The organism is Niveispirillum sp. FG148 (assembly GCF_057809655.1).
Genome location: NZ_JBMDKJ010000034.1, coordinates 1 through 15,793, shown reverse-complemented (window position 1 = coordinate 15,793; position 15,793 = coordinate 1). Strand labels below are relative to the sequence as shown.

Below are 15,793 nucleotides of genomic sequence, written 5' to 3'. Positions count from 1 at the left end.
GTCATCACACTCCCGCGGGGATCGCCTGCCAGCGCCGGGCACGGCGCAGCAGCCCCCCTGTCGTCAGGGCCCAGGCCGCGCGCAGGGCGGCCCCGGTGAAGAAGATCAACATGGCCATGGCTGCGGCCGGGGCGGTGTCGCCCGCGTCATCCATGGCCAGAACCGACAGCGACGCCAGCATCGTGTCCGGCGTATAGAGGAAGACCACGGCCGACACGGTGGTCATGGCGCTCATGAACAGGTAGGCCGCCATGTCCAGCACCACGGGCAGGGCCATGGGCAGGGTGACCCGCCACAGGGTCAGCCACGCCGGCACCTTCAAGGACCGCCCCGCCTCTTCCAGTTCCGGGTCCAGGCGGCGCAGGGCCGTCATGGCCGACAGATGCGGCACGCTGTAATAATGGGCAATGGTGCAGACAACCAGCAGGGTCAGCGTGCCGTTCAGCACCCGCAGCGGATTGCCCGGATCGGCCAGGAAGAAGACATAGCCCAGCCCCAGCACCAGCCCCGGCACGGCCAGCGGCAGCAGGGCCAGCGCATGCGGCACCTGACGCAGCAGGCGTGGCGCCCGCCCCTTGGCCACCAGCCAGGCGGCGGGGAAGATCAGCAGCGTGCCGAACAGGGCCACCAGCGCCGACAGGCGGACGGAATTGGCATAGGCGTCCCAGCCGCCGCCATCCATCATCTCGAACCGGTAATGCCAGAGGCCGGGCGTCAGATCGTAGGGCCAGAGCTTGGCCAGCGACGCGAACAGCGCCGTGCCGGGAATGGCCAGCAGGCAGACCGCCATCAAGGCGCAGAACAGGAAGAACAGCCGGTCCAGCCACGGGTGCCGGTCGGGGACCAGGGCCACGGCCTTGCCACCCAGGGCGGCCGCCGGCCGGGCGGCCATGGCCCGGTCGATCAGGAAGGCGATCAGGGCCGGCAGCAGCAGCAGCAGGGCCACGACGGCGCCGCGCTGAAAATTCTGCTGCCCGATCACCTGTTTGTAGATGTCGGTGGCCAGCAGGGGTGTATTGCCGCCAATGACCTTGGGCACGCCGAAATCGGTGATGATCATGGCGAAGACGGCAACGAAGGCCGACACCAGCCCCGCCCGCACCCCCGGCAGGGTGACGGTCAGGAACCGTCGCCAGGGCCCCGCCTTCAGGGCACGGGCCGCCTCATACAGGCGGGCATCGGCCAGCGACAGGGCGGCGGTCAGGATCATCACTGCATGCGGGAAGGTCCAGAACACCTCGCCCATCACGATGCCGATGGAACCATAGATGCTGTGCCCGCCCAGCCAGCCCTTCAGCCAGCCCTGGTTGCCGAACAGATAGACCAGGCTGATGCCCGGCAGCAGCGACGGCGCCAGCAACGGCAATTGCGCCACCAGGGCGAAGAAACCCCGGCCCGCGGCCTGCGTGCGCGTCAGCCCATAGGCGTAAAGGAAAGCCAGCGCGACGCTGATCCCCGCACTCACCCCCGACAGGGTCAGGCTGTTGGACAGCGACTGGGCCAGATGCGGGCTGGACAGGTAATCGGTCAGGTTCGTCAGGCCGACATAGTTTCCGGCCCGGTCCTGCACCGCCTTGGACAGCACCGATGCCAGCGGCAGCAGCAAGGCCGGCACCAGGAACAGCAGCGGCAGCAGGATGGCCAGTACCGCCCCCAAACGGGGGCCACGGAAGCCGGATCGCGGCACCGTCGCCGTTCCGGCAGCCAGGGTCGGGGGCAGGGCGGGGGCGATGGTCATGCCGCCGCCCTGTCGATGAACAGATGCAGCCGGTCCAGCGGCAGGATCACCGCCACCGGCTGCCCCGGCGCCCTGGCGCCCCGCGCGGGGCCGGTGACGGACAGGGACTGGCCCGGCAGCCCGTCCAGCGCGATGCGCTGGGCAATCTGGGCGCCCTGATATTCGCTGTCGATGACGCGGCCCGGCAGACGCAGGGTCCCATCGGCCAGGGCCGGTGCCTGATTGCCCGGTTCGGTCAGTTCCACCCCTTCCGGCCGGATGCACAGCGACAGGGCGGTGCCCGGCCCGACGCCGTCGGGCACGGGCAGGTTCAGGACCCAGGCACCCAGTTTGGCATTGCCGCCGCTGGTCACCTCCAGGGGCAGGCGGTTCATGGCGCCAATGAAGCCGGCCACGAACAGGCTGGCCGGCTGTTCATAAAGATCGGCGGGCGTACCCACCTGTTCGACGCGTCCATGGTTCAGCACCATGATCCGGTCGGACAGGGTCAGCGCCTCCTCCTGGTCGTGCGTGACCATCAGGGTGGTGATGCCCAGCTGGCGCTGCAGGCGGCGCAATTCGCCCCGCAGGTCGCGCCGCACCTCCGCATCCAGGGCGGATAGGGGCTCGTCCAGCAGCAGCAGGCCGGGACCGGGCGCCAGCGCGCGGGCCAGCGCCACGCGCTGCTGCTGCCCGCCCGATAATTGGCCGGGATATTTATGGGCATGCGCCCCCAGGCCGATCAGCTCCAGCATCTCCGCCAGCCGCTGCTGACGCAGCGCGCGCGGCTGCCGGTGCAGGCCATAGGTGATGTTGTCGGCCACGCTCATGGTCGGGAACAGGGCGTAGGACTGGAAGACGATCCCGACATCACGCCGTTCCACCGGCCCGGCGGTGACGTCGGCCCCGTCCTGATGGATGGACCCGGCGGTGGGCAGTGACAGGCCGGCAATGGCGCGCAGCAGCGTCGTCTTGCCCGAGCCCGAAGGGCCCAGCAGGGTGACGAACTCCCCCCGCCGCACCGTCAGGTCGACCTGATCCAGCGCCGTGAAGGCCCCGAAGCGCTGCCCGACACCGGTCAGGACAAGGTGCGCCGCCGGATGGATGGAAGAAGCGGTCATTTCGGTTCGGACTTGGCGTCGTAACGGCGCGACCATTCGGCCAGGATGCGGTCGCGGTTGGCCGCGGCCCAGGCGAAATCCTGTTTGATCAGCCGCTTTTCCAGGTCGGCCGGCACATGCGGCAGCGCGGTGGACACTTCCGGCCGGGCCACGATGGCAAAGTTCTTCGCATATTGGCTGTTGGCATCAACGGTCACGGCCCAGTCGATCAGGGTGCGGGCGGCGGCGGCATGGGCCGTGCCCTTGACCAGGGCGATGGATTCCATGTCCCAGCCCAGCCCTTCGGCAGGCAGCACCAGTTCCAGCGGCGCCCCATCCACGATCAGTTTGTTGGCGCGATATTCAAAGGACAGGCCCAGCGCGAATTCACCCGTTGCCGCCGCCTTGCAGGGCTTGGATCCGGAATGGGTATAGGCCGCGATATTGCGGTGCAGCGCGTCCATGAAGGCCCAGCCCTTGTCCTCCCCCATCATCTGCAACCAGGCGCTGACCATCAGGAACCCCGTGCCCGACGAGGCCGGGTTGGGCATGATGATCTGCCCGGCCCAGGCGGGGTCGGTCAGATCGGCCCAGGTGCGGGGCAGGGGCAGGTGGCGCTTTTCCCGCTCCGGCTTGTTCACGCACAATGCAGACGCCCAGATATTCATGCCGATCCAGTGCGGATCGGGCCGGCCGTCGCGCATGGCGGGCTTCACCGACGCCAGTTCCTGGGGCGCATAGCCATCCAGCATGCCTTCCCGGTCCATCAGCATCAGCGAGGTGGCGGCCACGCCCATGACCACCTCGGCATTGGGGGCCGCCTTTTCCGCCAGCAGACGGGCCGTGATGACACCATTGCTGTCGCGCACCCAGCGGATCTCCACGTCGGGATGCGCCGCCTCGAACGCCGCCTTGTAGGCCTTCAACTGGTCGGCCTCCAGCGCTGTATAGACGGTGACTTGGGTCCGGTCCTGGGCAGGGGCGGCGGACACTGCCAGACCGAAGGCCAAGGCAAGCGCAGGCAGCGGGCGGAACCAATGACGCATGGCAACCTCGAAGACACCGGATGGTACCGCACCCATCCGCAGGGCATGCGGCCGGGCACCGACAGGATGGCTCTTGTCGCGACGCACCATGACGGGGGGTGTCCTATATTGGAAATCCGTCGTATCAATGGCTGCCATAGAGCATACCTATAGGACTAACCGATGCTTCATACCCAGCTGCGCGCCTTTCACTGGGTGGCCCGTGAAGGCAGCTTCACGGCGGCGGCGCGTGTACTGTCCGTGTCGCAGCCCACCCTGTCGGCGGAGGTGAAGGCGCTGGAGGAACGGTACGGCATGCTGCTGTTCATCCGCGAACGGCGCGGCGTATCGCTGACCCCGGCGGGCCAGTCGCTGCAGGCCATCACCCAGCGCATGTTCGCGGCCGAACAGGAAGCGGCGGAGATGCTGGCCGGGCACCGTACCCTGACCGGCGGAACGCTGAATGTCGGGGCCGACGGGCCGGTGCTGGCCATCCCGCTGCTGGCGGAATTCACCCGCCGTCATCCCAGTGTGAAGCTGCGCCTGTCCATGGGCAATGCAGAGACAATCCGCCGCGATATCCTGGACATGCGCCTGGACGTGGCCGTCCTGGCCAGCCCCGTCATCGACCCGCGCCTGACAGGCCTGCCCCTGGGCCGGGATCAGGTGATGCTGGTCATGCCGGCGGGGCACCGCCTGTCCTATGGCCCGACCGTGCCGCCCCACGCCCTGCTGCGCGAACGTATCCTGATGCGAGAGCCGGGATCGATGACGCGCCGCGTGGTGGAGCGTGTGCTGGCAGAGGCCGAACTGACCCTGCCCGACACCACCGAAATCGCGTCGCGGGAGGCGCAGCTGGCCGCCGTGAAGGCCGGCATGGGCCTGGCCTTCATCTGTGAAGGGGAATTCACCGGTGACCCGGACCTGACCCTGCGCCCCCTGGAGGGGTTGCGGATGGAGATGGATGAATATGTCCTGTGCCTGCGCGACCGCAGCCGCCTGGGCATCGTCCGCGCCTTCCTGGCGGTTGTGGAGTCCCTGTCGGAAAGCTGGCCCGTGCCATCCTGGCGCACAAAGGCATAATCCTTGTAGACAGTCCAGACCAGATCATCACGCGCCGTTATCGGCGCCACTTTCATTTCATGTAAACAATGCATTTACATCCTCGTTGGATGTTAAAATTTCATTACAGTCTGTTTGTTGCTGAATTTTGAAGTTTCAGGACAGACAATCAAATCTGGTTTACACCAGTTTTCCTTGCCTCATATTGCGCTGCGGTTCCAGGGGTGATGCCGCCAGGGAAGGCATCCGCCGGGACGCGAGCGTCTTGCGTCCGCGGATGGCCATGGGATGGCGGTTCGCCCGCCCACGATACCGGACCAGCCAATAAGGGGAGCTTTCATGCGCATTCCACAGCAGCAGGCCGGGGCCATGTGCCGCCGCGCCCATCTGGCCGGCGCCAGCCTGGCCGTCCTCATCATCTGCACGCAGGCCGCCCAGGCAGAAATGGCGCCCGCCGCCGCCACGACGGAAGAAGTGGTGGTGACGGGCCAGCGCCTGTCCACCCAGCGCGCGCTGGAACAGCAGAAGGATGCCGACGGCGTCTCCAACGTCATTTCCTCCGACGATCTGGGCAAACTGCCCGATGCCAACATGGCCGACGCCCTGTCGCGCGTGCCCGGCATCTCCGTCGTCAACAACCAGGAAACGGGCGAGGGTGAATATGTCACCGTCCGCAGCCTGGCCGCGACCTTCAACGCCTATTCGGTGAATGGCGTGCGTGTGGCCGAAACCGACGGGTCCAGCCGCCAGGTATCGCTGTCGGTGCTGCCGCCCAACGGGTTGCAGGCGGTGAAAGTGTCCAAGTCCTCCACCCCCGACATGGATGGCGACGCCATCGGCGGCACCATCGACATGCGCACGCCCACGGCCTTCGACTTCAAGAAGCCGGTGGCACGCGCCTTCTACACCTATGGCTGGAACGACCGCGCCGACAGCCAGGGTGAACCGGCGGCCACCAACTCCGGCCAGATCGACCTGGGCAGCCGCTTCGGCGCCGACGACCAGTTCGGCATCTTCGCCACCGGCTATTACACCAAGTCGCACCTTGTCTCCGAAGAGACGGAGAATGACGGGGAGTGGGAACCGTTCCGCTGGCGCAAGGACAGCCAGGAAGCCATCGACGACAAATCGATGTATCTGCCCGGCATCGACCTGGATTATCGCCGCATCGAACAGGAACGCATCGGCGGCAATATCTCGCTGGATTACCAGGGCGACGACACCAGGCTGTATCTGCGCGGCCAATATGCGCAGTACAAGCGGGTGGAAGACGTCAACTACCTGATGATCAAGTCGTCGCGCACCAAGCGCCTGACCCAGGTGAACCCGGAAGCCACCAATCTGGTCGATCTGGAAAAGGCCATCACGGGCGTGCAGGCCAATGGCGATCGCATCTATGGCTACACCACGGCCCAGATCGTTGATGTCAATAAGGACGGGATCATCACCGATGCCGACCGCAACACCAATTCCTACTGGTCGCTGAATGGCCGGTCCGGCACCTGGGACCCGCAGAACTTCCAGTTCTCCCGTACGTTCGAGGTGAAGGACCAGAAGCAGAATCTGGGCACCGTCAATGCCGGCGGCGAGACCAAGGCCGATGCCCTGACCCTGACCTATGACGCCGCCTATAGCTGGGGCGAGCGGGAAACGCCGAACGCCTACAGTGTCAGCTTCCTGTCGAACAAGAATGTGGCACCGTTCACCAAGTCGGGCGTGCTGTTCTCCTCGGCCGATCCGCGCTTCCCGCTGTATCAGATCCCGGCCGCTGCCGGGTCGATCACGGGCTGGGACAGCCTGCTGCTGCCCGACGGGGCCGGCCACAGCCGCGACAAGACCACGAACGATCGCTATAGCGGCAAGGTCGATGCCCGCTATGATATGGCCGACAGTTCCTGGCTGCATCATGTGCAGGCCGGCGTGAAGTTCCAGCGTTCGACGCGCGACACGGATGAGACCAAGCTGTTCTCCGACGATCTGAACGTCGCCAATCTGGCCAGTTCCGGCCTGGTCGAGCGCAGCCTGGCCGGCATCCTGCACGGTACCTATGAATTCGGTTCCCTGATGGGCCGCGATCAGGTGATCAGCGCCATCAACAAGATGGGCACGCAGAGCTTCAACGACGACGACCAGAACGGCAATGACAAGCATAGCCGCGAAACCATCTATGCCGGCTATGCCCTGGCCGATGCCCGCTTTGGCGATGTGCAGCTGATCACCGGCGTGCGCGTGGAAAACACCCAGGTCGACAACCGCTTCTGGGTGTTCGACACCAACAGCCATTGGGGCAGCAGCGATGCCAGCTACACGCAAGTGCTGCCCAGCGCCACGGTCAACTGGCGCCCCACCGAGGATCAGGTCTATCGCGCGGCCGTCTGGACCAGCTTCTCCCGCCCCGAATATGGCTATATCAGCAGCGGCCAGTCCATCGGCCGCAATGCCGCCAATGAGATCGTGTCGATCAGCCAGGGCAACCCCGACCTGAAGCCGGCGGAATCGACCAATATCGACCTGTCGGCCGAATATTACCTGTCGGAGACCAGCATGGTGTCGGCGGGTCTGTTCTATAAGGACATCAAGAACTTCATCTTCGCCAACGGCAACGAGATCACGGCCGATACCACCCAGGGCTTCATCACCATCAGCCAGCCCAAGAACGGCCGCAAGGCCCAGATCTATGGCATGGAACTGAATCTGGTGAAGGATCTGGCCGGCGTGGCGGCTCCCTTCGACGGATTCACCGTCTATGGCAATGTCACCTGGCAGTATAGCGAAGCGGAAACGGGCCTGGACTACCGCAAGGGCAACAATATCCCGCTGATCAACGCCTCGCGCCTGATGTACAATGCCGGCCTTGGTTACCAGTATGAAGGGCTGGAACTGCTGATCTCCTACAATTACCGCTCCGCCTATATCGAAGATCTGCGCGACAACGCCATCGACAAGTGGGTCCAGCCCAACAAGAGCCTGGACTTCCATTCCCGCTACAGCTTTGAAAACGGGATGTCGATCGGCTTCGATGCCCAGAACCTGACGGACGAGTACCGTTACTATACGACCAAGGGCAAGAACCCCTCCTATCAGAAGGACTATATGGAGCCGGGCCGCACCTTCCTGGTGAAGGCGTCCTACGCTTACTGAGCCACGGTCAATCCTATGAAGGGCCGGGGGAGCGATCCCCTGGCCCTTTTTGCAGGATGGGCGTTGATACCGCCAAACAAAAACGCCCGCCGCGATCTCCTCGCGGCGGGCGTTCCATTTGGGAAAGCCGGGTTCAGCCGGCGGCGACCTCGCCCAGGACCATGGGGCCGATGGCGGGGTCGGTACGGCTGTCCTGGCCGGTCTCGATATGGCCGGCATAGCGGCGCAGGAAATCCGGGCCCGACAGCGCCGTCACCGTCAGATCATACCAATGGTCGCTGGCAACGACGGGCCAGGAGATGACCTGTTCACTGCCGCCGGCCAGTTCCACCTGACGGCTGCCGCCGCCATAAATGGCGGCCTGGGTCACTGACAGGGCGACCAGATCGCCCCCCCAGTTGCGCAGAACCAGATCAACCTGCCCCCGCACCGCACTTTCGCGCAGGGTCACTTCCAGATCGGCCGCCACGCTGCCGGCGAAATGGCGGAAGAAGCCGGCGGGACCGTGCAGCGTCAGGTCGAACAGGGTAGTGCCATCGGGCTCCCACGGCTGGGTCCGGTAATCATGGCCCGCACCCAGCGTATAGCGCCAGGGGCCCTGCCGGTCGCGGCTATCGAAAAGCTGGAACACGGCACCCGTCCGGCCCTTGTTGGCCAACAGCAGTTGCGGCCTTCCATCCACCAGTCGCAGGTCGGCCGACAGCCGATAGGGTAGGGGGCGGTAGCGGCGCTGCGGCCCTTCCTGCGCCGTCGGCGCCTGTTTTTCCGGGATGGTCAGGCCCGGCGCCTCGGCCGAAATGCGGACACGCTGCATGTAATCGGTCGTGTCCGGCAATACCAGTCCGCGCCAATCACGGTTGGGGTTGGCGAAATCAAAGGCCGAGGTCAGGTCGCCACAGACGGAACGGCGCCAATCGCTGATATTCTTCTCCCGCACGCCGAACCGCGCCTCGATGAAGCGCAGGACGGAGGTATGGTCAAACAGTTCCGAACAGACATAGCCGCCCCGGCTCCAGGGCGACACGATCAGGGCGGGCACCCGGATGCCCAGGCCCACGGGATGCGTGCCCTTGTTGGGATGGCGCGGATTGCCGTCATCGGGATAATGCTTGCCCTCACCCGCCACGGGCACGGTCGAATGCCCGTCCTGCGGGAACAAGGGCGGGCGCGGCGGGGGCAGATGGTCGAAGAAGCCACCCGCCTCGTCATAATTAATGATGAAGACGGTCTTGGCGAAGACGTCCGGATGGTCGACCAGCGCCTCGATCAGCTTGGCGCAGACATGCTCGCCCTTGGCCGGTTCGGCGGCGGGATGTTCGGACAGGTCCGTCGCCGTGACGATCAGCGATACCTGCGGCAGCTTGCCAGCGGCGATGTCGGCGCGGAACGCTTCCACCAGTTGCTGCCCGTCAGACCGGGTGCGGTCCGGCCCCGTCTTATGCTCCGACACCCAGGACCGGCCGCGCGTGTAAAGCGGAGAATCCTTCGGGGCCGGGCGGAAGGGCTTGAACACCGAAATGACGTTGTCGCCGAAATTGTCGTATTCCTGATAGACCTTCCAGTCGATGCCCGCCGCTTCCAGCCGTTCCGGATATGTGGTCCAGGTCAGCGGGCCCTTGGACAGGGGCTTGTCCGTCGTCTGATCGGCGCTCGGCGTCTCATCCTCTCCGTAATTGCTCATCACCGGGTCGCCGCCCACCTTGCCGCCGCCATTGCAGCCCGTCATCAGGTGCAGGCGGTTGGGATAGGTCTGGGTCAGGGTCGAACAATGATACTGGTCCAGGATGGTGAAGGCGTTGGCCAGCGCGTGGTAATAGGGCAGGTCGGCGGCCGTGTAATGAACCATGCGCTTGTGCAGTTCCCGGCTGGCGCCCCATTTGTCGTACCGGCCACCATTGACGATGGTGATGGCCGCCTGATGGCCCTGGTCCGATCCGTCCACCGTATAGGCATTGGTGCGGCGGCTGTCGCCATGGAAGGGCATGACATGGCCGTCGGCATGCTGGTCGCTGGGCTGCTGCCAGACGCTGCGCCCGCCGGGCAGACGCAGGGCCCGCGGATCGCCAAACCCGCGCACCCCGTTCAGCGTGCCGAAATAATGGTCGAAGGACCGGTTCTCCTGCATGAAGATGACGATGTGCTCGACATCGCGGATCGTGCCCGTCCGGTTGTTGGCCGGGATTTCCATTGCCTTCAGGATGCTGGCGGGCAGCAGCCCGGCCGCGGCACCCGCCGCCGTCAAACCGAAGAACCGCCGCCGCGTGCTGCGCGTCACCATGATCTCTGCGCTCCCGTTGAAATCTCAGCTGGACTATACCAGATTGGATTTTACAGCTTCGCGACGTTTCCATGACAGAAGGATGCGCAGGCTTGACGCCGCCCCCCTTTCGCGGGTGATCTGCGACAGTCGGCCACGCGGGCCGGCGGGGTGGAAACGACGGGAAGATCGATGGCGACGAGTGGGGCGAAGCCCTGGTGGCGGGAAGCGGCACCGGCCAACAACCAGCTGCAATATCTGGAGCTGCGCGACCGGATCGCCGCCCAGATCCAGGCGGGCGTGCTGGGCACCGGCGACCGGCTGCCATCGGAACGGCAGCTGGAGGATGGGCTGGGATCCGCCCGCGGCACCGTGCGCGAGGCGCTGTTCCAGCTGGAGGCGGAGGGGCTGATCTATCGCCGCGACCGCAGCGGCTGGTACGTCTCCCCGCCGCCCGTCCTTTACGATCCCACCCGGTCGGAAGGCTTCATGGCCTATGTCACGGCGCAGGGGCGGCGACCGGAGACGGAGACGCTGTCGAAACGGCTGGTTCCGGCGACCGAGGCCGTGGCCGCCATCTTCGGCGTGGCCGAGGGCACGCCGCTTTACGATATAAGCCGCCTGCGCAGCATCGACGGGCGGTCGGTGCTGGTGGAACGCATCCATGTCAGTCCCGACCTAGCGCCGGGCCTGATCGACCATTCGCTGGACGGGTCGCTGACGGCCGTGCTGAAGAACGCCTATGGGGTCGTGGCCGCGCGTAACCGCATGGCCATGAAGCCCTGCGCCATCCTGGGCGATAATGCCGAAACGCTGCGCGTGCGTTCCGGCTCTCCCGGTCTGTCCGTCATCCGCACCAGCTTTGATCCTGCCGGCCGCGTCGTGGAATATGACGAGGAATGCTGGCGCCACGACGCCGTCATCGTCTCCGTCGATATAAGGGTTACCCCACCGGCCCCCTGAGCGAGCGGGACGGCGGCCATCACGAACGCAGCCGCGCCACCATCCACAACACCGGACGCAGCAGCAGGTAAAGCGGCTCCAGCGCAGGTGGCAGGGGCAGCACGGCCCGCTCTGCCGGGGAAGCCGTCAGCAGCCGGGCCAGACTGTCCCGCCGACGCGGATGCTGCTTGGCCGCCAGCAACAGGTGCTGCAACTGCCAGACGCGCAGTTCCTGGGCCAGGGTTGCTCGCCGCCGCCTCTCCGGCGCGCGCGTGAACTCCCGGCGGAAGCAGGCCAGCAGCCGGCCCGTCCAGCGGGTTTCCCGCGCTGCTGCCGTCAGGGCAGGCACATCCCGCCCGTCCAGTTCCGCCGCCAGGGTCAGGCTGGCGGCAACAGCGGCCAGCACATCCTGTCGGCGGGCCTGGTCCAGGGCGGCCGCCACCAGGGTCTCCGCCTCCGGCCTGGCCAGGATAAGGCGAAAATCCTGCAGCCATTTGAGCTTGCAGCAGCCATGGCGGGCGGCATGGGTCGCCAGATAGACCAGCTCAACCACCGGATGGAGAACGGGGATCTCCGTGTCCATCAGCAGACGCGTCTGGCGCTGCGGCCAGACCAGATCAGGGTCCAGCGGTGCCAGCGCATCGACACGGGCCCATCGCCAATGCACCTCCAGGAATGTTCCCGTCTGCAGGTTCCGGTATGAAAGATTATATTCCCGCCGTCTCTGATAGGGGCTCATTTGCCGGATGAACGCAGCCCCCCAGGCGTCGGCATGGCTGTAACCCAGCCCGGTCAGCACCTCGTGGACGGCCAGCAGGTCCTGTTCGCGGACCAGAATATCCAGATCCAGGCAGTCGCGCCGCAGGGGATCGCCCTGGAGATGGAACGACAGGGCGGGCCCCTTCAAGGCCAGCCAGGGCAATTGCGCCTGGGCGAAGGCCTTGGCCAAGCGGCAAAGGTCGAAAGTCAGACGCATGCCGGCCAGCGTCCACCGGCGTTGCTGGTCCGTCAGGGCGGACCGGAGAGCGTCCGCCAACGGCCCCATATCTCCCCGCAAGGCTGCCGACAGGGTCAACACCATGCCGTGGTGTCGTGCGGCGTCCACCACGTCCTGCACCGTGACGCCTGGCGGCAATGAGGTGAGTGACCGGACACCGGCCGGGTGCGTCAAATCGACCAGCGCATGCAGGGGGGGAGGAAGGGTGAACAACAAGGTTTTCCAGAAAATACCAACCAAGCTTTCAACTATAGGGGTAATCGCTGGCAGCACACAGTCCCATTCTGCCGCCCTGTGCGTCCCGCCGCTGCCCGGCCGGCAGGGCGGCAAGCCTGTGCTGCTATGGCAGGGGCGTGATGGCCCCGTTGGTCAGGTCGATACGGAAATGCGCATCCGGCAGGCCGGCCTGCAGCCGTCCAACGATATCCAGCAGCAGTGCCAGCCTTACCCGCAGGGCCGCCGGGACCAGGCCAGGGCTCGGGGCCGCCGTCAGGTCGGCCAGCAACCGGCGGTAATCCTGCCGCCGCTCCTCCGGAATGTCGGGCAGGGCCAGGCTGCCAGCGCTCAGCAACCGGTGGAGATCGACGGCCAGATCCAGGCCTGTCCAGTTTCCGCCCGGTGCCGGGGACAGGCCTGCCATCCGACGCAGGCCCGCCGCATCGGCCGACAGCAATGCATCGCGCAGGTCGGCCGGCCAATCCTGTGGCAGGAAGCGGCGGCGGGCCAGCTGGGTCAGGTGCCAGCGGGTGAAGCCGGCATAGTCGCGGCTGTCCAGCATGCGGATATCCCAGGCGTCCGCCCTGGCGGCGCGCAGCCGCTGCCATTCCCGGCGGTACAGCGGGAAAAGGCTGTCAAAGCCCGGGACATTGGTCAGGCGCGGCGTCTCCACCTCCACCGTGCCGGCCGACAGCGTCAGCAGCTTGTAGGCCGGGACATAGGCCGCCAGGGACGGCGCCTGGACATTGACCAGGAAGGAACCGTCCGCACCCTGCCATCGGGCCGTGTCATTGTAATGCATGTGGCCGCCGACATGCAGGCGCAGCCCGGCCTTGGACAGGGCCCGCGCCACCTTGACATCCGGCATACGCGACAATTGCAGGGCGTCGCCCCCGAACAGGTGGGCCAGATCGTCACTGGCGCCGTTATTGGTATCAATGGCGGGGAAATGGCTGAAGGCCAACAGCACCTTCCCCTGGGCCTTGGCCCGCTTCACCACATCGGCGATCCAGGGCAACAAATGCGGCTTCAGTTCCTCCATCCGGTTGAAGCCCGCGCCCCCCGATCCTTCGAAGCCGCCGCCGGGCAGCGGCTCGTAAAGATTGGCATCAATGGCCAGCAGCCAAAGGCCCGCGACGGGTTCCACCAGATAGGAGGCGTCGGGGATCAGACGGCAGTCGCTGCGGGTACCGCAAAAGCGGTATTGCCGCTTCTCCACGCCGGCATAGGCACTGGCCAGCGTGGGATCGAAGGGCAGGGCGGGCTGGTAGAAGGGGGTTTCCCAATAGAGGTCGCCCGGCCGGGGCGCGAAACCATAATCGGCGAAATCGCGCAGAATGGTGTCATAGCCGGCACTGGCAATGTCGGGTGTGCAGATGGTGCCCGCCTCGGGCTTGCCGCCGATGGGGCAGGGGGGCGTGCCGGGGCTGTAGACCGCTTGTGGCATGCCGTCCGGCCCCATGAAATCGGGCTTGCCGGCCGGCGTCTCACGCGGACGGACCGGATCGTGGTTGCCGTTGGTCAGGAAGAAACGCAGCCCGTGCCGGGTCTCATATTCCGCCAGCACCTGCCGCAACCCGCGCAGATGCACGGGCTGCCCGTCGTCGCTGAAATCGCCATTCAGCACGATCAGCCGCACCCCGCGCCGTACGGCATCATCCAGGGCCGCACGGAAGGCGAAGGCATTTTCGTTGAACAGGCGCGTGGAACTTAGCTGCGCCGCCATGGTGCGGATGGTGACCGGCGGACCGCCCGCCGGGTTGGGAACACCGGCAAAACCGGTGCCCGTAAACTGTCCATGCACGTCATGAAAATGAACGTCCGGCATGAAGGCAACGCGGTAATCCTCCGCCCGCGCGGCGGGTGCCGCCAAACCCAGCATCAGGGCGGCCAGCAGCATCCAAGATTTCATGATCCTCATTCCACAGGCTGCCCCGCACAGGCGTCACCCGTCCGTCGCGTGTTGCACAGGGTGACGGCCCCGCCGGGCAGGCGCACCTGATAATCGCCCAACCGTGCGTCGGGCCAGAAATAATCGGTGGACACATATTGCGCCCCGCCGGCCAGGGCCGTGTCACGCCGGGTGGCATCCTTCGCCCGCGCCTCGCTGGTATCGGCATCTGCGCGGGTGCGCACGATATAGCCGGCCCCCACGGCCGCCGCGATGCGCGCTGCCTGGTCGATGGGATCATTCAGGGTCAGATAGGCGGCGGCGGGACTGTCCTCATCGGTATTGATGAACATGACCCGGCCTTCCAGCGAGCGGCGATGACCGCGATAGACGGCCACCACCTCCGGCCCCTCATCCAGGGCGAACCAGATACGGCCCCGCGCCTGGGCCAGGGTCGGCCAGTTGCCGGCGCGCGCGGCATCCCGCAGGGTCGGGTGGTGCCCCTGTACCTCGTCCGGCGTGATCAGCGTGGCCGGCGGCAGCACCGACCGCACCTCCCGATCAAAACCATCAAAGGCGGTTTCATCGAAGGGCAAGGCATCGGTGCCGCCCGGCATCGGCGACTTGCCCTGCTTGGCATTGATCATGATCAGCAGCGGCGTGTGACCAGGATGGGCATCGGACCAGCGCCGGATTTCCGTCAGGCATTGCATGAACAGAAGGCAATGGCTGTGGGGATCGATATCGGTGACGTGGAAAACCTTCAACCCCGGCTTGGCCAAGGTCTCCACGAACCCGGGCTCCAGCGGCACACCAGCCAGCGCCGGGCCCTTGGGGGCGATGTAACGGCCGCCTGCCGGGTCGTGATAGACGTCAATTTCCAGCTTGCGCACACCGGCGTCCAACTGTTCGGTCAGGCTGCGGTGGCCATAATCCAGGTGCGCGGCGGCCCGTGGATCATGGGCCGCCAGCATCGCCTTTTCGGCCGGCGACAGCGCCATCTTGTAGCTGTTATGGGTGCCGACGGTCAGGATGTCGTTCATGCGCAAGGTCGCATCCATCCAGGCCCGGCAATCCGGACCCGGGCAGGGCGCAGCCGCAGCGGCGGTCAAGGGTGACAACAGCGCAAGCCCCAACAGGCCGGCTTTCAGCAAGGAACGCATCGCAAATCCCGTCATCCGTCCCGCATACCGTCTTTCGCCTTATTGGTGAAGCCGTCGAAAGACTGTAAGCCTTTGGTTTGTCTTGCGGCGCCGATGGAGCGATTGCTTTCGGCATGGCCGCGACGAAGGCGGCATGAAACAGGATTTCCGTGACAGTTCCGTGATCAGCCATTCGGTTTACGGGCCGGCGGCGCCTTTCCTGCCCAGGACTGGCATTCCAATTTGGCGGCAGATTCACGCTGAAGTGCGACGGGGTTGAACATCCTGTTATCCTGTTCGCTC

General features: G+C 65.8%; 10 protein-coding genes. 3 read left to right on the top strand and 7 right to left on the bottom strand.

Annotation, left to right across the window (positions count from 1 at the left end; translation table 11 throughout):
• Positions 1–4 precede the first annotated feature (4 nt).
• Genes ACODTW_RS24285 through ACODTW_RS24275 form a run of 3 tightly spaced genes read right to left on the bottom strand, consistent with a single transcriptional unit; the run spans position 5 to position 4,001 of the window.
• Complete coding sequence (locus ACODTW_RS24285) at positions 5–1,738, bottom strand: putative 2-aminoethylphosphonate ABC transporter permease subunit (protein WP_488948718.1); 1,734 nt, start codon at positions 1,736–1,738, stop codon at positions 5–7.
• Positions 1,735–2,838: an ABC transporter ATP-binding protein gene (locus tag ACODTW_RS24280; protein ID WP_488948717.1), complete on the bottom strand. Its 1,104-nt coding sequence runs from the start codon at positions 2,836–2,838 to the stop codon at positions 1,735–1,737. Before ACODTW_RS24280 ends, ACODTW_RS24285 begins: the two co-directional genes overlap by 4 nt.
• Positions 2,835–4,001: a putative 2-aminoethylphosphonate ABC transporter substrate-binding protein gene (locus ACODTW_RS24275; protein WP_488948716.1), complete on the bottom strand. Its 1,167-nt coding sequence runs from the start codon at positions 3,999–4,001 to the stop codon at positions 2,835–2,837. The genes ACODTW_RS24280 and ACODTW_RS24275 overlap by 4 nt, the downstream gene beginning before the upstream one ends.
• A gap of 24 nt (positions 4,002–4,025) precedes the next feature.
• Between ACODTW_RS24275 and ACODTW_RS24270 the strand changes: the two genes are divergently transcribed.
• Entirely contained in the window at positions 4,026–4,925 is a 900-nt protein-coding gene (locus ACODTW_RS24270; RefSeq protein WP_488948715.1) for a LysR substrate-binding domain-containing protein, read from the top strand.
• 318 nt (positions 4,926–5,243) lie between these two features.
• Positions 5,244–8,045: a TonB-dependent receptor gene (locus ACODTW_RS24265; protein WP_488948714.1), complete on the top strand. Its 2,802-nt coding sequence runs from the start codon at positions 5,244–5,246 to the stop codon at positions 8,043–8,045.
• A 133-nt stretch (positions 8,046–8,178) separates the two neighbouring features.
• Here the strand turns inward: ACODTW_RS24265 and ACODTW_RS24260 are convergent, their stop codons facing one another.
• Complete coding sequence (locus tag ACODTW_RS24260) at positions 8,179–10,323, bottom strand: phosphocholine-specific phospholipase C (protein WP_488948712.1); 2,145 nt, start codon at positions 10,321–10,323, stop codon at positions 8,179–8,181.
• A gap of 171 nt (positions 10,324–10,494) precedes the next feature.
• Here ACODTW_RS24260 and ACODTW_RS24255 point away from each other — a divergent pair, with 171 nt between their 5' ends.
• Positions 10,495–11,265 carry a UTRA domain-containing protein gene (locus ACODTW_RS24255; protein ID WP_488948710.1) on the top strand — a complete coding sequence of 257 codons (771 nt, stop codon included), beginning with the start codon at positions 10,495–10,497 and terminating at the stop codon, positions 11,263–11,265.
• Positions 11,266–11,284: 19 nt separating this feature from the next.
• Here ACODTW_RS24255 and ACODTW_RS24250 read toward each other — a convergent pair whose 3' ends face one another.
• The 3 genes from ACODTW_RS24250 to ACODTW_RS24240 form a co-directional block, all read right to left on the bottom strand.
• Positions 11,285–12,454, bottom strand: a complete 1,170-nt coding sequence (locus ACODTW_RS24250; protein WP_488948709.1) for a nucleotidyltransferase family protein — start codon at positions 12,452–12,454, stop codon at positions 11,285–11,287.
• A gap of 127 nt (positions 12,455–12,581) precedes the next feature.
• Positions 12,582–14,369, bottom strand: a complete 1,788-nt coding sequence (locus tag ACODTW_RS24245; protein WP_488948708.1) for a metallophosphoesterase — start codon at positions 14,367–14,369, stop codon at positions 12,582–12,584.
• 5 nt (positions 14,370–14,374) lie between these two features.
• Entirely contained in the window at positions 14,375–15,409 is a 1,035-nt protein-coding gene (locus tag ACODTW_RS24240) for a phosphatidylinositol-specific phospholipase C1-like protein (protein ID WP_488948706.1), read from the bottom strand.
• Between the last annotated feature and the right edge of the window lie 384 nt (positions 15,410–15,793).